General features: G+C 59.2%; 19 protein-coding genes. 16 read left to right on the top strand and 3 right to left on the bottom strand.

All coding sequences use genetic code 11. The annotated features are described in order from the left end of the window. Nucleotides 1-136: 136 nt before the first annotated feature. The 15 genes from dctP (at nt 137) to FFT87_RS05630 (ending at nt 14760) form a co-directional block, all read left to right on the top strand. Complete coding sequence (gene dctP, locus FFT87_RS05560) at nt 137-1168, top strand: TRAP transporter substrate-binding protein DctP (protein WP_219950332.1); 1032 nt, start codon at nt 137-139, stop codon at nt 1166-1168. A 44-nt stretch (nt 1169-1212) separates the two neighbouring features. After that, entirely contained in the window at nt 1213-1731 is a 519-nt protein-coding gene (locus FFT87_RS05565; RefSeq protein WP_219950333.1) for a TRAP transporter small permease, read from the top strand. After that, complete coding sequence (locus FFT87_RS05570) at nt 1728-3104, top strand: TRAP transporter large permease (RefSeq protein WP_219950334.1); 1377 nt, start codon at nt 1728-1730, stop codon at nt 3102-3104. The genes FFT87_RS05565 and FFT87_RS05570 overlap by 4 nt, the downstream gene beginning before the upstream one ends. A 63-nt stretch (nt 3105-3167) precedes the next feature. Further along, a complete protein-coding gene (gene pcaC, locus FFT87_RS05575; protein WP_370628580.1) occupies nt 3168-3551 on the top strand; it encodes a 4-carboxymuconolactone decarboxylase in 384 nt (127 codons plus the stop codon). Between the two features lie 3 nt (nt 3552-3554). Further along, entirely contained in the window at nt 3555-4448 is an 894-nt protein-coding gene (locus tag FFT87_RS05580) for an NAD(P)-dependent oxidoreductase (RefSeq protein WP_219950336.1), read from the top strand. After that, a complete protein-coding gene (locus tag FFT87_RS05585) occupies nt 4435-5625 on the top strand; it encodes a zinc-binding dehydrogenase (RefSeq protein ID WP_219950337.1) in 1191 nt (396 codons plus the stop codon). The genes FFT87_RS05580 and FFT87_RS05585 overlap by 14 nt, the downstream gene beginning before the upstream one ends. Next, nucleotides 5622-7043 carry an aldehyde dehydrogenase gene (locus tag FFT87_RS05590; RefSeq protein ID WP_219950338.1) on the top strand — a complete coding sequence of 474 codons (1422 nt, stop codon included), beginning with the start codon at nt 5622-5624 and terminating at the stop codon, nt 7041-7043. Before FFT87_RS05585 ends, FFT87_RS05590 begins: the two co-directional genes overlap by 4 nt. 43 nt (nt 7044-7086) lie before the next feature. Beyond that, nucleotides 7087-7749 (top strand): GntR family transcriptional regulator, encoded by a 663-nt coding sequence (locus tag FFT87_RS05595; protein WP_219950339.1) that lies wholly within the window; start codon nt 7087-7089, stop codon nt 7747-7749. Nucleotides 7750-8023: 274 nt separating this feature from the next. Further along, nucleotides 8024-9157, top strand: a complete 1134-nt coding sequence (locus FFT87_RS05600; protein ID WP_219950340.1) for an ROK family transcriptional regulator — start codon at nt 8024-8026, stop codon at nt 9155-9157. A 67-nt stretch (nt 9158-9224) separates the two neighbouring features. Beyond that, complete coding sequence (locus FFT87_RS05605; RefSeq protein ID WP_255560077.1) at nt 9225-10490, top strand: extracellular solute-binding protein; 1266 nt, start codon at nt 9225-9227, stop codon at nt 10488-10490. Nucleotides 10491-10629: 139 nt separating this feature from the next. Next, complete coding sequence (locus tag FFT87_RS05610) at nt 10630-11616, top strand: carbohydrate ABC transporter permease (protein ID WP_219950341.1); 987 nt, start codon at nt 10630-10632, stop codon at nt 11614-11616. Continuing rightward, a complete protein-coding gene (locus FFT87_RS05615; protein ID WP_255560078.1) occupies nt 11613-12527 on the top strand; it encodes a carbohydrate ABC transporter permease in 915 nt (304 codons plus the stop codon). The genes FFT87_RS05610 and FFT87_RS05615 overlap by 4 nt, the downstream gene beginning before the upstream one ends. Then, nucleotides 12524-13450: an ROK family protein gene (locus FFT87_RS05620; protein WP_219950342.1), complete on the top strand. Its 927-nt coding sequence runs from the start codon at nt 12524-12526 to the stop codon at nt 13448-13450. Before FFT87_RS05615 ends, FFT87_RS05620 begins: the two co-directional genes overlap by 4 nt. Then, nucleotides 13438-14211 (top strand): glucosamine-6-phosphate deaminase, encoded by a 774-nt coding sequence (locus FFT87_RS05625; protein ID WP_219950343.1) that lies wholly within the window; start codon nt 13438-13440, stop codon nt 14209-14211. Before FFT87_RS05620 ends, FFT87_RS05625 begins: the two co-directional genes overlap by 13 nt. A 3-nt stretch (nt 14212-14214) precedes the next feature. Beyond that, complete coding sequence (locus FFT87_RS05630) at nt 14215-14760, top strand: DUF1697 domain-containing protein (RefSeq protein ID WP_219950344.1); 546 nt, start codon at nt 14215-14217, stop codon at nt 14758-14760. Here FFT87_RS05630 and purU read toward each other — a convergent pair. Further along, entirely contained in the window at nt 14757-15611 is an 855-nt protein-coding gene (purU, locus tag FFT87_RS05635) for a formyltetrahydrofolate deformylase (RefSeq protein ID WP_219950345.1), read from the bottom strand. The two genes, FFT87_RS05630 and purU, sit on opposite strands and share 4 nt — an antisense overlap. Before the next feature lie 40 nt (nt 15612-15651). On the opposite strand from purU, the gene FFT87_RS05640 reads away from it, so the two are divergent. Continuing rightward, nucleotides 15652-16908 carry an MFS transporter gene (locus tag FFT87_RS05640; protein ID WP_219950346.1) on the top strand — a complete coding sequence of 419 codons (1257 nt, stop codon included), beginning with the start codon at nt 15652-15654 and terminating at the stop codon, nt 16906-16908. On the opposite strand, the gene nagA is transcribed toward FFT87_RS05640, so the two are convergent. Together nagA and FFT87_RS05650 are read right to left on the bottom strand one after the other, a co-directional pair. Then, complete coding sequence (nagA, locus tag FFT87_RS05645) at nt 16844-18016, bottom strand: N-acetylglucosamine-6-phosphate deacetylase (RefSeq protein ID WP_219950347.1); 1173 nt, start codon at nt 18014-18016, stop codon at nt 16844-16846. The genes FFT87_RS05640 and nagA overlap by 65 nt on opposite strands. Then, nucleotides 18013-19530: a beta-N-acetylhexosaminidase gene (locus tag FFT87_RS05650; protein ID WP_219950348.1), complete on the bottom strand. Its 1518-nt coding sequence runs from the start codon at nt 19528-19530 to the stop codon at nt 18013-18015. Before FFT87_RS05650 ends, nagA begins: the two co-directional genes overlap by 4 nt. Nucleotides 19531-19567 lie beyond the last annotated feature (37 nt).

Here is a 19567-nt window from a genome sequence, read left to right on the forward strand (position 1 = left end):
CTTCTCGCGCGAGTGCAGAGAAATCACGTGAATCGGGTCCCGAAAATGCGATTTCGTAGGATTGTGTTACGATCGTTCAATCCTGAAAAGATCTGCCGTTCGGTGGACCTCACGTTAGATTCGCGAAAGGCGTTCAATGTCGAACATTCCTATTAGAAACCTGCGCCGCGGCACCTTTGTCGCTGGCATCACTGCACTAGCTCTCGTGGCGGCAGGATGTGCATCAACTCCCGGGGGAACGACACCCGATGGAGAACGCACCCCAGTCGTGCTCAATCTCTCGACTACTCAAGTCGAAGACGCTCCTGAAAATGCTGCACTGTGGGAGTTCGTCGATCTGGTTGAAAGCAAAGCTGACTGGATCAGCTTCGACTACATAGGTGGCCCTGAGACGATCGCCCCGAACGACGCGGCAGAGTCCGTGCAACTCGGTGCGGTAGACATCGCCAGTGTGTGCTCGTGCTACTACACCCAGGTGGTTCCCGAAGCCGGTGCCTTCGACGTCGCGCCAACTAGCCCAGCTGAGGACCGTGAAAATGGTGCTCTCGAGTTGCAGCAAGCGTGGCATGAAGAGGCAGGATTCCACCTCTTAGGCAACTCAATTCACGACATGTCGTTCATCATGCACTTCGGGCCGCGCTACAAAGAACTCGATATCGAGAACCTCGACCTCAGCAGTCTGCTGATGCGATCCGCACAGACCGCCCAGCCGGCAGTTGAGGCTTTCGGTGCGGAAGTCGTGACGCTACCCATTTCTGAGGTGTACACGGCGATGGAGCGCAACGCGATCGATGGTTTTGCTGCCGGCAACGTCGGTATGTACAAGCTCGGAATCGCCGAACCGATCAAGGCATCGCTCATGGCTGACCTGATCTACGTGCGCTACCCGATTCTGATGAACCTGAACACGTGGAACTCGCTGGATGAGGAGACTCAAACCGTGCTTACCGAAGCGATGGCAGAGACTGAGGGTCACCTCAGCGACATCTTTGGTCCCCTTCTTGAAGAGGAGCACGCGCAGTGGGAGGCAGACGGCAAGGAATTGCTTGTTCCGTCTGATGCAGCCCAAGAGCGCATCGCCGAGCAGGCGCGCGGCTCGCTCTGGGACCGGTTGATTGAACTCTCACCGCGCGTTCAAGAGCTTAAGGACCTCTACGCCACCCAGTAGGGGTTCTACCCGGCCTGTTCCCATTCGCTCAAGGGAGAGCTCAGTTGTTGAAATCAATCTATCGGCGGCTTGTCGCCGCCGCGGCAGTGGTCTCCGGACTTCTGTTGGTCTACATGGGGCTGGCAACGGCGCTCGGAGTATTTGCTCGCTACGTACTTCGAACCCCATCGCGATTCCTTTTCGAGTCGACAGAGATGGCGATTGCTATCTGCGTATTTCTTGTTCTCGCATACACCGCCCTCAAAGGCAGGCACGTGCGCGTCGAAGTGATCCCTGATCGATTCGCAAAGACCAACCTCGCGCTAGACAAGTGGTCGGATCGTGTGACCGCGTTGCTCAGTTTCGTTTTTGCGGCGTTCGTATTCACGCAGTTCTATAACGACCTTGCCAGTGGCATACGGATTGGTTCAACAACTGGGCTTCCCCGCTGGGTGCCCATGCTGACGTTCTTTATCGGCCTCGTGCTCTACGGCATCTTCCAGCTGCGCTGGGTGAAGCCCGAGATTGAGACGGATATCGAGGCTTCGGTGGCCGAAAATCAAACGGAAGCAGACAAGTCATGATCGACATTGCTCCCGCACTGTGGGCGAGCATTTTCTTCGGCGGACTAGCAATCTTGCTCTTGCTCCGCTTCCACATCGCCGCGGCCCTCATGACGATTTCAGTTCTCGGTGCGATCTTGCTTTACGGACCGCTGCCGGGCGTTCAGCTTTCAGTGCTCGCTGCCACCTCCAGCATCTCTACCTTCACCTTGACGGCGATACCGCTGTTCATTCTGATGGGTGAACTGCTGTTTCGCTCGGGGCTCGCCCTGGCAGGCATCCGCGCACTCGATTTGATGTTCGCACGAGTCCGTGGACGTGTCGCCTATCTAACTGTGGGCGCCGGGGGTGTATTCGGCGTACTTTCGGGCTCAGCCGTTGCCTCTACCGGCGTGCTCGGTGGAACCCTGGTACCTGAGATGTTGCGCCGAGGATACTCCCGCAGGCTTGCGGCAGGTTCCGTGCTCGGTGCCGGTGGGCTTGCAATGATTCTGCCGCCGAGCGCGGTGGTTATCGTCTGGGGCGCTACCGCGGGCGTGCCCATTGGTCCGCTCCTAATCGCAGGAATTATCCCCGGAATTATGATGGCCCTCGGGTACGCGTTTGTCGTGTTTATCTGGAGCAAATTCTTCGGGGGCGCCGAACCTGCTGCCACGACAAAGTTGGCGGCACAAGAACGGCCAGGATCGGCTTTGGGGTCCACGAATGATGGAGCGGATCCGGCTATCGCCAAGAAAGAGACCCGCGAAGCGTGGCTGGCCATGGTGGCCCTCGGCGCGATCGTCGCGACGACGCTTTCGGTGATCATCGCGGGTATTGCAACGCCATCCGAATCAGCCAGCATCGGCCTCGTGATGACTGTCATTGCCGTGGCCGCCTTCAAACGCTTGTCGATCAAGGTCATCGTCGAGAGCGTTCGACAGGCGATCCTCTCGACCGGAATGATTTTCTTCCTCATTCTCGGTGCGAGTATCTATGCAAAAGTGATGGCGGGAAGTGGCGTCGTCCGGGAATTTGTCGGAGCCTTGACGTCGTTTTCGGACAACAGCTACGTGCTCATTGTCATCATGCTCGTCATTGTCATCGTGCTTGGCCTGTTCCTCGAGTCGATTGCGCTTGTACTTCTCACCATCCCGCTGTTCAATCCGATTATTTCGACTCTAGGAATAGACCCGATCTGGTTCGGGCTGATGATGATCATCGCCATCCAGATTGGAACAGTTACTCCTCCGATGGGAATGTCGCTCTTCGTGATCAAGCGCTACATGCCAGCGTCAATGAAAATGAGCGAGGTCTATAAGGCCGTGCTGCCGTTCGTGAGCTCTGACCTTCTCGTGATCATCGTGATCATGATGTTCCCGATCCTCACCTCCCTACTGCCCAGTCTGATGTAGCTGTGGTTGCCACGCTCTCTCTTCACCTCATCACAACGATCCGCACACCTATAAAGGAGTTTGATTATGTCCACTGAATTATTTGACCGGGGAATGGCCAACCGCCGCGCTGTGCTAGGGGACGCCCACGTCGACCGCTCCATCGCGAGCGCAACAGAGTTCTCTCAAGAGTTGATCGAGCACGTCACCAAGTACTGCTGGGGAGACATCTGGGATCGCCCGGGGCTCGCCCGCCGCGATCGCAGCATCGCCAACCTTGCGATGCTGACCGCTCTTAATCGCGGTCATGAACTCAAGGTCCACGTTCGTGGCGCGATCAACAATGGCGTTACTCCTGATGAAATTAAAGAAGTTCTGCTCCAGACTGCGATCTACTGTGGCGTTCCTGCCGCGATGGAGAGCTTTCGGCTCGCAGGCGAAGTGATCGAACAAATGGCTAAGGAATAGGCTGTGTCAGCACAACGAATACGTTTCATCGGGCTCGGCAAGATGGGCGCGCCGATGGCGGCTCGCTTGCTCGAGCGTGAGATAGCGCTGGAACTTGCGGATGCTGACCCGGATGCTGTGGACGCCATCGTCGCTTCCTATCCGGGGCTTGCTAGCCCCGCTGGGGAGTGTTGGGCAGGAACCGACATCGTCATCCTGATGCTGCCTGGCTCTCCGATTATCGAATCTGTCGTGGGAGGTGCCGGCGCGCTAGAGGGGCTTGACGCTGGCGCCACCATCGTCGATATGAGCTCAGCGGAGCCTGGCAGCACGGTGTCGCTCGCTGCTAAGGCCGCCGCGAAGGGGGTGCGATTTGTCGATGCGCCAGTGTCCGGTGGAGTACTGCGTGCCAAGGATGGCACCCTCGCCATCATGGTGGGGGGATTCAGCAGCGACGTGGCAGATGTGTCGAGACTGTTCGAGCCTCTTGGCACGATGATGCATGTGGGTCCGGTGGGTTCGGGACACGCGGCGAAGGCTCTCAACAATCTTGTGTCGGCGACCACCCTCGCCATCACTGCCGAGGCCATTCTCGCCGGCGAAGCCTTCGGAATCGAGCCAGCAACGATGACTCAAGTTCTGAACTCATCGTCTGGCCGAAGCAATTCTTCCGAAGTGAAAATGCCGAAGTTCATTTTGCCTGAAACGTTCGATTCGGGGTTTGCGCTGAGCTTGATGGCCAAGGATCTCAGGATTGCGGCGTCGCTGCTGCCTCAGGTTTCAGCACATGGCTCGGTCGCAACGTCGGCCATCGAACTGTGGAACGCAGCAGACTCAGAGTATGAGCCAGCCGCCGATCACACCCTCATTTTTGAGTTCCTCACACGTCAGCAAGGAAGAGATGATGAGCAAGGCTAACTCGCGGGGCATCGTCGCCTATATGGAGGCACCCGGTGTGCTCCGTCTCGCCCTCGCCACCGTTCCAGAGCCAGAGAGTGGCGGGATTGTGATGCGAAATAGCCTGGCAAATGTGTGCGGCTCCGAGCTCCACATTTGGGCAGGAAAACACCCTGTCAAAAAACGTGGTGGTCTCGGCCACGAAGTGGTTGGCACTATCGAGCGACTCGGCGACGATGTCACCATGGACAACCGCGGTCAGCCGCTTGCCGTCGGAGATCGCATCGTGGCGACGTATTTCCAAACGTGCCATCGTTGCTTCCACTGTCTCGAGGGCGAGTACAACCTGTGCGACAACGCATATGAATTCTTTAGCAAGCAGCCTGAGGAAGCTCCCCACTTTCACGCGGCTTTTTCTACCCACAGCTACATCCACCCGCGTCAGCACGTTTACCGAGTTCCTGACGGACTCTCCGACGAGATAGTGGTCGGCGCAAATTGTGCGCTTAGCCAGGTGATGTACGGCTTAGACCAGATCAATCCAGGAGCGGGTCAGACAATTGTGGTCCAGGGCGCGGGCGGCCTTGGTCTTTATGCCGTCGCCGTGGCGAAAGAGCGTGGCGCGCGGGTTATCGTCGTGGACTCCGTCGCGGCACGGCTCGAACAGGCTCAAGCCTTTGGCGCAGACGCTATCGTCGACATTTCTCAGCATCCGCAACTCGACGAACGCGTGCGAATCATTCGCGAGCTCACGGATGGCCGTGGTGCAGATGCTGCCGTTGAAGTAGCCGGTATTCCTGCCGCCTTTGCAGAAGGGCTGCAATTGCTCCGACGCGGTGGTCGCTATCTCGTCATGGGCAACCTTTCCCCTGGAGTGAGTATCGACTACGATCCGGGGCTGATCACGCGTAAGGCATTGACCATTGTGCATGTTGACCGCTATGACGGTCGCTACCTCTGGAAGGCACTGTGTTTTCTGGAACGAAACGCTGCTCGGCTTCCGCTAGATCGGCTCAGCGCCACGGTTTTCGGACTTGAAAACGTGCAAGATGCGCTCGACCGTTCACTGGATCGCAGCGTGACGCGAGCGTCGATTGATATGCGTTCCATCGACGCGATGCTTGAGCAGCTCGAATCGGATCCTGACACGCAAGTTCTTGAAAGCGGAGCACCGCAGAATGAGAAAACTGAATCATGAGTGACAAACTGTTGCACTGGATTGACAACGAACAAGTAGATTCTGCTGACGGGGCGAGCGTCACCACGCACAGCCCGGTGACTGGCGAGCCGATGACGACGCTCGCTTCTGGCGGCGAGCGCGAAGTGTCACTTGCCGTTGCCGCGGCAAGCGCTGCCGCTCCGCTCTGGCGCAACACTGATGCCAAGCAGCGTGGACGCTTGCTGCATGCGCTCTCGGTCGCTATTCGTGAAAACTCGCAATCGCTTGCCGATGACGAGATCGCCGAAACAGGAAAGCCACGCTCAACCGCGCTCAGCGAGATCGCAAACTCCGCAGATTATTTCGAGTACTACGCAGCACTCGTGCACTTGCCTGCCGGTGAGGTCATCAATACGAAGGCAACGGAACACACCTTCACGATCAGAGAACCGATCGGTGTCGTTGCCGTCATCACCCCGTGGAATGTACCTCTCAATCAGGCTGCGCGCGCCTGCGCGCCTGCGCTTGCCGCGGGAAACACGGTGGTCATCAAACCTGCAGAGGTGACTTCTCGCACGACGATTCGCCTGGCGAAATTAATGGGCGAGGTGGGGATCCCTGCCGGTGTTTTCAACGTAGTGCTCGGCAAGGGAAGCGTTGCGGGTGATGCGCTGGTTCGCCAAGACGCGGTGCGAAAAGTTGCTTTCACGGGATCGGTCGGTGTCGGGCGCTTGATCGGCAAGATCGCCGCAGACCGCATTATTCCCGTAACGCTTGAGCTCGGCGGCAAGTCGGCGAATATTGTCTTCGCCGACGCTGACCTTGACGCTGCAGCTAGTGAGACGGTACGGGCCTTTACTTCGAACGCCGGTCAGGTCTGCTCTGCTGGTACTCGTCTACTTGTGCAGTCGTCCATTCGAGAAGAGTTTTTGGCGAAGGTGGTCGAGCAAGCGCGCACACTTTCTCTGGGCAGCGATGTGGGGCCGCTCATCACGCGCGACCAGTATCTCAAGGTGCAGGAGCACTTGAACCTAGCTCCCACTGAGCACGCAGAGACGCTCTTGGGGGGAATCGGCGCAACATCTGATAACGCGGTGGGAAACTATATTCCTCCTACGATCTACGCCACTCAGAATTCCAACTCACGAATTGCCACTGAAGAAATCTTCGGGCCGGTTCTCGTTGCTATCACTTTCGAGAGTGACGAGGAAGCGATCCGTATTACAAACGACTCCGACTACGGGCTCATTGCCGGCGTCTGGACTCGGGATATCTCGCGAGCGTTAACCGTCGCCCGTTCGCTCGAAGTGGGCCAGGTGTTTGTGAATACGTGGTCGACGGGTGCGGTGGAGACGCCCTTCGGCGGAGTGAAGGAGAGCGGCTACGGCCGAGAGAAGGGTATTGAAGCCCTTCATCACTACACTCAGCTCAAGTGTGTTGTGATTGCGACGGTCTGAAAGTAATGATGCAGTATTTGATGACAGTAGAAAGCGGTAGAACGTGAACCTTGCCAGCGGATTCGACAGGGGAGAACTGTCGCTGAAGAGTCGCGTCATCTCTCACATTCGAGACGCGATTCTTTACGGAGATTTGGCACCCGGGCGGCGCCTTCCTGAGCGCGAACTCTGCGAGCAGCTGGGTGTGAGTCGCACGCTGATTCGCGAGGCAATTCAGCATCTTCAAGCAGAAGGTTTGGTTACGGCCATTTCACATCGGGGGCTCACCGTATCGCAGCTCACGGACCGTGATGCGCGCGAAATTTTTGCAGTTCGCGAGGTCCTTGAGGCGTTCATTGGGCGTCTTTTTGCGGCGAATGCAGGAGTCGACGTCTTTGACGCACTAGAGACTTGTGTCGATGAACTTGGCAACGTCGGTGCATCAGGCGACTACTCCGCCACTCTTAGGCTAAAACATGAAATCTACGAGATATTGATTCAGGGCTGCGGAAGCGAAACTGTCGGAAACATTCACACTCAATTGAACAACCGGATCTCGTTATTGCGTCGCCGTTCACTGGCGAACCCTGGTCGGCTTCAACAGTCGGTGCTTGAGTTGAAGAGCATTGTGGCTGCGGCGCGTGCGCGGGATATACAGCGCACCGGAGAGTTGTGCGCCGCCCACGTGCGAGCAGCAGCGGCCGCCGCTGGATATACCGAGGAGTAAAATCGATAGTGGCGAATGTCGACGGGGATTTCTCGGCTATGGTGCAACGCTTCGAATGAGTCTGTGCCTACTTCCGTGCGGCCGATCGTGTGGCCCAACGCTGGTTGCGCGCCGTTGACACGTGTTTTTCGGACTTCCGGCTGAATCCAGGCTCATACTGTCTTGTTGACTCCGCAGGTTCACGGTAGTGGTCGTGTCTACTGCGACCTTGGTAACAATTTTGCTGCGAAGGTTGCAAATCTTTAGTTCGTAAAGTTTACTAACAAACATGACAATGGGGTTCACCAACGGGAAAGCACTACGGCCAACGGCAAAAGTGCTGCCCGAGCACGCACGCAATCACAACAGATCACTCGTGATTCAAACGCTCTACCGCCAAGGCGAACTGAGCCGCGCCGACATCGCGCGCGAAACCGGCCTCACCCGCGTCACGATCTCAGACCTTGTTGCCGAACTCATCGTTGATGGGCTGGTGATTGAAACCGGGCAACGAGAAGGCAGTCGCCCGGGTAAACCCGCGACAATGCTCGAGCTGAACGCCGAAGCCTTCGACCTTGTCGGTGTCGACCTCAGCGACTACAGCACCTTCCGCGGCGCCGTTATGGATCTGCATGGAGCGATCCGCCACCGTCACGAGATCGCACTAGACGACAGCAGCGGTGCGGATGCCACCACCAAAGTCATTGCGCTAATGGAAGCCCTTCTCGCCAACGTCACCCGCCCCGTGCTCGGCGTCGGTATCGGATCACCCGGAATCGTCGACCTCGCGGGTGTCGTGTTGAGCGCACCTAACCTTGGCTGGGACGACCTGCCGCTTCAGAGCATGCTCACCGAACGATTCGATCTGCCCGTTGTCGTCGCCAACGATGCCAACGTCGCCGCGCTGGCCGAGCACAGCTTCGGCGGTGCGGCTAGCGACATGATGCTCGTCAAGGTCGGTCACGGTGTCGGCGCGGGACTGCTCTTGGGCGGCATCCCGCTTTTCGGAAGCACCTTTGCGGCTGGCGAAATCGGCCACGTCGTTGTCGGTACCGACGGCGGGTTGGAATGTGCGTGCGGCAAGACCGGGTGCCTAGAGACGTGGCTCGCGGCACCGCGGTTGGATGCAGCGCTAGCTGGCACATCCAATGAAGAAGAACGAAACACGGTTCTAGCAGAAGCAGGGCAACGCCTCGGCATCGCCCTAGCCCCTGTTGTCGGGGCGCTCAATCTTTCAGAGGTTGTGTTAAGCGGTCCGACCCCATTGCTTGAGGGTGCGCTGAAGCAAGCCACCATCGAGACACTCCGCGCGCGAACGATGGCCAAGTTTCACGGCGATCTGACGGTGCGGATGACAGCGCTCGGAGAGGACATTGTCATGCGCGGCGCAGCCGTGATGGTGCTCTCCGCGCAACTCGGAGTCTCATAGTCGAGCTCCATGCACTACGAGGTGTCCAGTTCTCCGCTGGCACCATCGCCCTAGGAAAGGAAACACAGTGAGGAAACTCAGCATCGCGGCGCTTGGCGTCGTGGCAGCGTTAGCTCTGGCAAGTTGTTCAGCGGGAGACAGCGGCAGCGGCGAAGACGCCACCGCAGACCTGCGCGTGTGGTTGGTCGGAACGGATACTCCCCAAGAGGCCCGTGACTACCTGATCGACACCTTCGAGTCAGAAAACCCCGGATCGACAATCACCATCGAAGAGCAGGCGTGGGGTGGTCTCGTTGACCTTCTCACCACCAACCTCTCCGGCAGTGACAGCCCCGACCTCGTTGAGGTCGGCAACACTCAAGCAGCAGCATTTACGTCGGCGGGCGCATTCCTCGACCTCACTGCTGACTACGACGCCTTGGGTGGCGACGACCTTCTTCCCGGATTCGTGGAGGCTGGATCGTACGACGACAAGTTCTATGCAGCGCCGCTCTATTCGGGCTCGCGACTGGTCTTCTACAAGAAGGATGCCCTTGCTGGGGCGGGGCTGAGCGTTCCGACCACCCTCGACGAGTACATCAGCAACGGTGTCGCGCTCGCGGACGCTAACCCTGGCGCATCCGGAATCTGGTGGCCAGGACAGGACTGGTACAACGCGCTTCCCTTTATTTGGGAGAACGGTGGCGAAGTTGCCACCTTCGAGGGCGGCGAATGGAAGTCGCAGTTCTCGTCCGCTGAATCGATTGCCGGCATTGAGCAAGTGCAAGAGGTGATGACGGATGCGTCGCGCGCTCCGAAGGATGCCAACGAAACCAACCCACAGGTCGGTTACTGCGAGGGAACAACCTTGCAGCTATCTGCCCCCAGCTGGGTGAAGTGGTCGATTCTGGCTCCGCTCGATGCTGAAACTCCCGGTTGCCCCGATGAGGAAGCAAACCTTGGCGTGTACGCCATGCCCGGCAAGGATGGCGGGGCAGCGCAAGTCTTCGCTGGTGGATCAAACATTGCGGTCTCGGCTAACTCGGCTCACCCCGAACTCGCCAAGAAGGCACTGGCGATCATCTTGAGCGACGAGTTCCAGTCGATCTACGGCGCTAACGGCCTGGTTCCGGCCAAGCTGTCGCTTGCAGACACGCTGGGAACAGACGAGGTTGCTGTGGCAATCTCTGAAGCTGCCGGTGCTGCACGGTTGACCCCGGCATCCCCCAAGTGGGCCGACGTTGAAGCATCGGGCGCGCTGACCGACTTCTTCGTTCAGGTCGCTCAGGGAGGCGATGTTTCCTCGCTAGCTAAGGATCTCGACGCAAAGATCGACAGCATTCTCAACGGTTAGCGACCGGTACCGGAGACGGTACCTGTACTAGCAAAAGGGTGCTCGGCTCGGTCGCGCATGACTGAACCGAGCACCCATTTCGTTGCCATCGCCCTAGGAAAAGGTTCGAGGCACAGTCCAATATTAACCGGGAGCTCTTATGTCACCGAATCCCTCCCTCGATATTGCTCCCCGCGATGTCGATGGCGACAGCCGTGTTGCGCCTTCGCAGCCTGGCCGTCAGCGTGCGGTAAAGAAGCCGCGCGCGCAATTCACCCCCTACTCTTTGCTGATTCCGGCAAGCGCAGTGCTTGCCGCCGTGATCGGTTGGCCGCTCATCCAACTCGTGATCATGTCGTTTCAGGAGTTTGGCCGCGCGCAAGTTTTTGGCGCACCATCACCCTTTATCGGCTTCGATAACTACATTGAAGTTCTGACCGATCAGTCGTTCTGGCTGGTAATGTTCCGCAGTTTCGCGTTCGCCGCAGTGTGCGTCACGAGCACCATGGTGCTGGGCACACTGATTGCGCTGCTGATGAGTGAGCTTGGCAAGGTCATGCGGCTCATCCTCTCGATCGGGCTTTTGCTGGCCTGGGCGATGCCAGCACTGACCGCCACGATCGTGTGGGGGTGGATGTTCGACACCAGCTACGGCGTTGTGAACTATGTGCTTACACGGTGGTTTGGGCTGGACTATATCGGGCACTCGTGGCTTATCGAGCCGCTCAGTTTCTTCTTTGTCGCCGCGCTCATCGTTATCTGGGGAGCTATTCCCTTTGTGGCTTTCACCGTCTATGCGGGGCTCACTCAGGTGCCAGATGAGGTTCTTGAGGCGTCGCAGTTGGATGGCGCGGGTCCAGTGCAGCGCTTCAGACTCATCATTTTCCCGTACCTGCGTTCCATCTTCTTGGTGGTTTTCATTCTGCAAATCATTTGGGATCTGCGCGTCTTCACTCAGATTTTCGCGCTGCAGGGAATTGGCGGGATCAAAGACCAGACCTCGACGCTTGGCGTCTACATTTACCAAAATTCGCTGGGAACAGGGGAGTACGGCACCGGTGGGGCCATCGCGGTTATTACCGTGATTGTGATTACCGCGATCTCGTTCTACTACGTTCGCCAAAGCGTCAAGGAGGAAGAGCTGTGAGCACATCAACAGCGTCTCGGATGAGACCAATTGCTACGTCGGTCGCCAAGACTCCCGCTCGAAAGGGCGCGGTATCGCGGCGCATCAACAAGGTCATTCTGGGTGCCCTCGCGCTCGTGGTTGCGGCATTCTCGATCTTCCCCGTCTACTGGATGGTGCAAACCTCGTTTCAACCGAACAACGAGATCATCGGGTCAGAGGTCAACTTCTGGCCGCAAAATTTCACCCTGCGCAACTACGAAACGGTGTTGTTCGATACGACGCGTTCGCAGTTCATGCCGGCGCTCGGCAATTCTGTTGTCGTAACAGTGTCGACCGTGATCATTGCGCTCGTCTTCGCATTTTTGGCGTCGCTTGCCGTTACTCGCTTTCGGTTCAAGAGTCGCAAGGGCTTCATCCTGACGATCCTGATTGTGCAGATGATTCCGGCAGAAGCGATGATCGTGTCGACCTACCGTGTTCTTGATAGCTGGTCGCTTCTCAACACCATCATGGGGCTCACGATTGTGTACGTCGCGACGGTATTGCCGTTCACCATTTGGACCCTTCGCGGTTTTGTGAACGGTGTGCCCGTCGAGCTTGAAGAGGCGGCGATGATCGATGGGCTGTCGCGGTCGGGAGCTTTTTGGAGGATTACGCTGCCGCTACTGGCACCCGGGCTTGTTGCCACCGGTGTCTTCGGATTCATCCAGGCGTGGAACGAGTTCTTGCTCGCCCTCGTCGTGAACTCGCGGCCCGAAATGATGACATTGCCGGTGTGGTTGCGCACGTTCCAGATCGCTAATGGCACCACCAACTGGTCGGCGATTATGGCCGGCTCGACGCTGATGGCGATCCCTGTCATCATCTTCTTCCTCATTGTTCAAGGACGAATGACCAGCGGTCTCGTTTCGGGGGCGGTGAAGGGGTGATTCCGCTCTATAGGGTCGGCGTCGATATTGGCGGGACCAAAACGGATGCCGTTGCCATCGACGAGCAGGGCGCGATTGCGGGGCAGGTTCGGGTTCGTTCCGGCATCGGACCCGGCCCGCTGGTCGCATCCACTGTTCAGGCGCTCGAGGAATTGGCTAGTCGTGTTGGCGTGAGCACGATCGACTTCACGAGCATTGGCATCGGAATTCCCGGAACAGTGGTGGATGGTCGGGTTTCACATGCGGTGAATCTGGCGATTGATGGTCTCGACCTCGGTGCGGAGCTCGATGCGCGACTCGGACGCAGCGTGAGCATCGATAACGATGTCAATGCGGCAGCGCTCGGTGCTTTTCACCTGCTGGAGAATGACCCGAGTCATTCGATGGCGTTCCTCAACCTGGGCACCGGTCTTGCTGCCGGCCTTGTGCTTGGCGGAAAGGTGTGGCGCGGTGCTCGGGGCGCTGCGGGTGAGATCGGGCATGTGCCTATCGATCCGAATGGGCCTGAGTGTGCGTGTGGCCAGCGCGGATGCCTCGAGACCGTGGCATCCGGTTCGGGGGTGGCGCGCATGTGGCCTACCGACTCCGATCAGCCGACGACGGCTCTCTTTGAGGCTGCGGCATCCGGGGATCCTGAAGCAATCGCTGTTCGCTCTCGTCTTGTCGAAGGCGTGGCCTCGGCCGTGCGCATGCTTGTTCTGACGATCGATGTGGATTCTGTTGTACTGGGTGGTGGGGTGAGCACCCTCACCAATCTGCTTGATGATGTGCGCGCAGTGCTTGCGCGCTGGGAGACCAGTTCAGCGTTCCTTGCCTCCATCGGGTTGAGCGGCCGGGTGCACGGTTTACCGCAAGAGTTTCCGGCGGCGGCCGTTGGTGCCGCCATGGTCAGTAGCGAGAGGGTAACGAATTGGCAGAGGTAGTAATTGTTGACTCGAAGCAGGCTGCAGGCGAGGTAGCCGCAGATCTGATCGAGGCCCTCGTGCGGCGGACTCCGGATGCCGTCCTCGGCTTAGCGACGGGCTCGACGCCGTTAACGACGTGGTCTGCGCTCGCGGCTCGCGCCCTCGACCTGTCTGCTGTTCGGGGGTTTGCTCTCGATGAGTATGTTGGATTGCCTGCTGGGCATCCCGAAAGCTACCGCTCGGTGATCACTCGGGAGGTTGTTGAGCCGCTGGGGTTGACGCCGTCGTTGGTGCAGGTTCCGGCGGAGAGCGGGCCGGTGGAGTTTGCTGGCGACGACTATGAGCGGGCGATTGTTGCTGCGGGCGGTGTCGATCTACAGATTTTGGGCATCGGTTCGACGGGCCATATCGGATTCAATGAACCGGGATCGTCGTTCGCATCACTCACTCGCGTGAAGACTCTCACGAAGCAGACCCGTCGCGATAACGCGCGTTTTTTCGATTCTCCCGCTGACGTTCCCACGCACTGCATTACTCAGGGGCTTGGCACGATTCAGCGCGCACGGCACCTGGTGTTGTTGGCATTTGGTGAGGCGAAGGCTGCGGCGCTCGCGGGCGCTGTGGAGGGTCCGGTAACGGCTAGCCTTCCGGGGTCGGCAATTCAGTTGCATTCAACAGTCACGGTGATTGTGGATGAGGCGGCGGCATCCGAGCTGAAGTTTGCTGACTACTACCGGTATTCGTGGGATAACCGACTCGATTGGGAACGGCTGCACTAAGCAATGACAAAGTATGTGGCGCTGCTTCGCGGTATCAACGTTGGCGGCAAAAATGTGATCAGCATGAAGTCGTTGATCGAGTGCTTTGGTGCGGCTGGCTTTGAGGGCGTTCGAACTTTTATTCAGAGCGGCAATGTTTTGTTTGCCTGTGACTCGGCGAGTAGCGCGGAACTCGAAGTGGTGATTGAGCGGATGCTGCACGAGAGTTTTGGGGCCGAGATTATTACCGTCGTGCGGTCGCGGGATGAACTCGCCGCAACAATCGCGGCAGCACCGGCCGATCACGGCTCTGCCGAGCTATTGGGCGATGTGCTCTTTCTCAAGAGACCGTTTACCGCTGCCGAAGCGATGGAACAGTTGCCAGAGCTCAACGACGATGTTGATTCGATTGCACCGGGGCCGGATGCCCTTTACTTCTCGCGCACGGTCGTCAATTCTTCGAAGTCTCGTATTGATCGTCTTCGCAGCAAACGGCTCTCTCAGCGAATGACCGTGCGCAACTGGCGTACGACCAACCGCCTGCTCGAAATGCTTGACGCGGCGGACTAACGGAAGATGATCGTGCGCGCTCCATCGAGCAGCACGCGGTCTTCGGCAAACCATTTCACGGCCTGAGTGAGGGTGCGGCTTTCTTCGTCTTGACCGATCGAGACGAGTTCGGTTGAGGTGCTCGCGTGATCCACGCGCACCACGTTCTGTTCGATGATCGGGCCCTCGTCGAGGTCGCTCGTCACGAAGTGGGCGGTGGCACCGATGAGCTTCACACCGCGCGCGTGGGCCTGCTTGTAGGGGTTCGCACCCTTGAAGCCCGGCAAGAAGGAGTGGTGGATGTTGATGATCTTGCCGCTTAACTGCTCGCACAGTTCGGGAGAGAGTATCTGCATGTAGCGGGCGAGCACCACGAGCTCGATGTCGTGCTGCTCAACGACTTCGAGAATGCGGTCTTCGAAGGCCAACTTCTGTCCGGGCGTTGTTACCGCGTGGGATTCGAACGGCACCTTGTAGAACTCGGCGAGAGAACCCAGATCGGGGTGATTGCTCATGATCAGCGGCATCTCGATCGCCAGTTGCCCCGCGTGCTGGCGGTACAGAAGATCATTGACGCAGTGTCCGGCCTTGGATGCCAAAACGAGGGTGCGCAGGGGGCGCCCCACAACGTCGAGTTGCCATTCCATCGTGTACCGCTCGGTCACGGGGGCGAGAGCTGTCTCGAAATCGTGGCGCGAAGCATCCGATTCCACTTGGAGTCGCATGAAGAAGCGACCGGTGTCGTCGCTGGAGAACTGTTGCGACTCAGTGATGTTGCCACCGGCGTGAACAATGGCCCCGCTGATGGCGTGAACGATGCCGGGCTTGTCGTCACAAGTGAGAGTTACGATCCAGTGCGTTGAGGTGGTCACAGAATTAGCGTACCGGTGCCAGCGCTAGACTCAGTCGAACATGAGCACGCCACGCACTTCACCAGCATCTCCGTCTTCCCCAGCGTTTCCGTGGGCGGGTCTCTTTACCCTCTCAGCGCTAATCTTCACCTCGGTGACTAGCGAATGGTTGCCTACCGGCCTGTTGCCGGAGATTGCCACGGAACTCTCGGTGAGTGAGTCGCAAGTGGGGCTGCTCATCACGATTTTTGCGGCAACCGTAGTGATCTCCACGGCGCCGCTGGCTGCTCTCACCCGGAATCAGCCGCGCAAGAAGCTTGTGATCATCGTGCTGCTCGTGTTTGTCGTCGGAAACCTTTTGGCCGCTGCCGCTCCGAACTACGCCGTTCTCGTGATCGCGCGGATCATCGGCGGGCTCTCGCATGGACTGTTCTGGGCCGTCGTCGGCGCTTACTCGGCACATCTCGTTCCCCCGCACCAGGTAGGCCGCGCTGTTGCCGTGACGAGCGCGGGTGCCACTGCAGCCTTCGTGCTTGGTGTGCCCGTGGGAACTGCTCTCGGCCACGCCCTTGGCTGGCGGCTTGCCTTCGTCGTGATCGCGATCATCATTTTGGCGCTCACGATCATGGTGGTGCGGATACTGCCCCCGGTCGATCACCAGCAGCCGCTCTCTACCGGCGAGATTTCGATTCCGCTGCGCAAAGACCGTTCGGTCCCTGGCGTGATTTACGTGTGCGTTCTGGTTGCCCTCGTGATGCTCGGTCACAACCTCTTCTACACCTACATCGTTCCGTACCTGATCGGGCCTGCTGGCATCGAAGGTGGCGCTGTCGCCGGTGTGCTGCTCATCTTTGGAGCCGCCGGTGCTGTCGGTCTCGCACTCGCCGGCCTACTCGTCGATCGATTCCCGCGCAGCATCATCCCCGTCACGGTTGCCCTTGTCGCGATCTGCTCGGCACTGCTCGGCATGTTCCCCGCAGAACCCGCAGTCATGTTCATCGTTATCGCCGTCTGGGGGATGGCCTTCGGCGGAGTTCCCGCCATGATGCAAACACGACTACTGCAATTGGCCTCACCCCGCATGCGCGACGTCGGCTCCGCCTACCTCACCACTTCGTTCAACATCGGCATCGGCGGCGGCGCACTCCTCGGCGGCATTCTGCTCGATCAGTACGGCGTGATTTCGCTGCCCTACGTCGACGCCGGCATCCTCGGCGTTGCCGTCGTGTTTGCCATCGTCGGGGGAGAACTGCTTAGGCGTCGGAGCGCTCGGGCTGCGGCAGTGCGCGACCAGCAGCCCACACCGCCAGTACCTTAAGGTCGGCATCGAGGAGCACGGCGTCGGCGGCGAATCCGGCAGCAAGAGTGCCCAGATCGCCGGAGCGCCCGATAGCTCTCGCCGGCACAGCGGAAGCCGCGGCAGCAGCCTGCGGCAGGGTTAGCCCGACTTCGGTGACGGCTCGACGCACCGCGGCATCCATTGTCAGTGTCGATCCTGCGATAGAGCCGCCATCGCTGAGTCGAGCGACGCCATCGGTGACGGTGACGTCGAGTGATCCCAGCCGATAGTTTCCGTCGTGGGAGCATGCTGCTGCCATAGCGTCGGTAACGAGCGCAACGCGCCCCGGTGCCGACGCGAAGAGCATCTTCACGACATCCGGATGCACGTGCACGCCGTCATTGATGACCTCAAGAATCACGGGTTCTCGACTGATCGCCGCCGTAATGGGGCCGGGCTCGCGGTGGTGGATGCCGTGCATGGCATTGAAAGTGTGGGTGAGCAGTCGTGCCCCGGCATCGATCGCAGCGAGCGTCTGGTCGTAATTGGCTGAGGTGTGGCCGATGGCGACGGTGACCCCGGCGGCGCTGAGCTGGGCAATCGCCTCCATCGCACCGTCGAGTTCTGGCGCAATCGTGATTTGTCGCAGCGTGCCATTGGCGGCGGTGAGCAGTTCATCGATCTCGCGGGCGGTGGGATTGCGCAGCGCGTCGGGGTTGTGGGCGCCCTTGAAGTTGTGCTGCAGAAACGGGCCTTCGAGGTGGCTGCCGAGAACAAGGGGATCGGTCGCCGCCAACTCAGCGATTGTTGAGAGGCTGCGCACCAAGCTGGCATGGTCTCCGCTGACGAGCGAAATTACGGAGCGGGTCGTGCCCTTGGCTCGGTGCGCACTAAGCGCTGCGCGAATTGCCTCTGGGCCATCATCGAAAGCTGCACCATTGCCGCCGTGGCAATGAATGTCTACAAAGCCAGCGCTGAGAAAGCTGCCGGCTGCATTGGTGACCGTTGTCGCGGGTGTCGTGTGAGTTCGCCACTCTTCGCCGGTGCCCGTCGCGACTATCGTGTCGCTCTGCCACGCCACCCAGCCGTCGTCGACGATCTCGCTGCCAGTAACCAGTTGTGCCGAATGGATGACGTGGTCGTTCACGGTGTGCTGCTCATTCCAGGCTGGCTCACTTCGGGCCAGCTCACTTCATCGACGCGGTTGTAGGTGATTTCTGCGGCATGGAGCCGCGGTGACCAGTCTGCCAGACGCCGGGTGAAGTCGGCCCAGTCGTGCGCGGAGCGTGGTGACCAAGCGATTTCTGCCGCAGCGATGATGCGCGGAAACACCATATATTCCAGATCGCGCACATTGTCGATTGTCTCGGTCCAGAGCGGCGCTTCGATGCCGAGAATGTGCTCGTCGGTCACGCCGTTGACGATCGCTGCTGGGTCCCAGTTGTAGGCGGCGTCGAGAGTGGTTGGCCCATCCGCCCACTCCAAGCCCAGTTCTTCGTCAGTCGCATATTTCATGTCGAGGTAGATGGCGTCGGCAGGGGACATGATCATTCGGCCGCCCTGCTCGATGAAGGAGGCCACTCGTTTGTCGGCATCGTCGCGAGGGGTGACGTAGCTCCAATACTGGCCAACGGTTCCGGCGGGCAAATCGCGGCTTCGCCCCATTTCGTGCCACCCGATCAGAGTCTTGCCGTGGCTCGCCGCAATCGCTGTCGCGCGTCGGATGAACTCGAGATAGTCCTCGTCGCTCGTCGCAAGTGATTCGTCACCGCCGAGGTGAAGGTACTGGCCCGGGGTTAGCTCGCTGATCTCCCGGAACACGTCATCCAGAAACTGATACGTCAGTTCCTTGGAGATGCAGAGCGAGCTGAAACCCACTTCGATGCCCGTGTACGGCGCGGGTGCGCTGCCATCGCAATTGAGTTCCGGGTAGGCCGCAAGCGCCGCATTGGTGTGGCCGGGCACATCAATTTCGGGCACGACGGTGATGTAGCGGGATGCCGCGTGCTCCACAATCTCGGTGTAATCGGCCTTGGTGTAGAAGCCGCCGGCCCCGCCGCCGACCGCCGTGGTCGCGCCGAGTGCAGTCAGATTCGGCCACGAGTCGATGTGGATGCGCCAGCCTTGGTCATCGGTCAGATGCAGGTGCAGCACATTGAGCTTGAGCAGCGCCATCCGGTCGAGGTAGCGCTTGACGGTGGCCACAGTGAAGAAGTGCCGCGCAACGTCGAGCATGGCGCCGCGATAGGAGAAGCGGGGGTAGTCACTGATCTCGACGCAGGGCACGTGCCAGTCGACATCCTGCACCGTGGCGTGTTCGATCGCGTGCGGAAGCAACTGGCGCAGCGACTGCACTCCCGCAAAAAGCTGGGCAGCGTCATCCGCTCGCAGTTCGATTCGCGTTGCCGTGATGCTGAGGAGATAACCCGGGTTTGGCTGCGCGGTGTCACCGATGGTGAGCTCGATAGCTGGGGAGCCTGGGGTTTCTGCGGTGGCAATGTGCAGGGGGAATCCTGTTGCCGGGCGAAGGAGTTCGGCCAAGTATTCGGCGACGGGCTGTGCGCTGCCGGTGGCATGGATGACCGTGGTGTCAGTGAGGGCATAGTGGCCTGATCCGGCGCTGAAGTGCACGGGTGCGGGCATCACGGGGGCAGTCGTCATTGAGTTCCGATCGGCGATGGGGTTTGTCAGGGTTCCT

The sequence above is a fragment of the Salinibacterium sp. M195 genome (assembly GCF_019443965.1).
Lineage (GTDB): Bacteria > Actinomycetota > Actinomycetes > Actinomycetales > Microbacteriaceae > Rhodoglobus.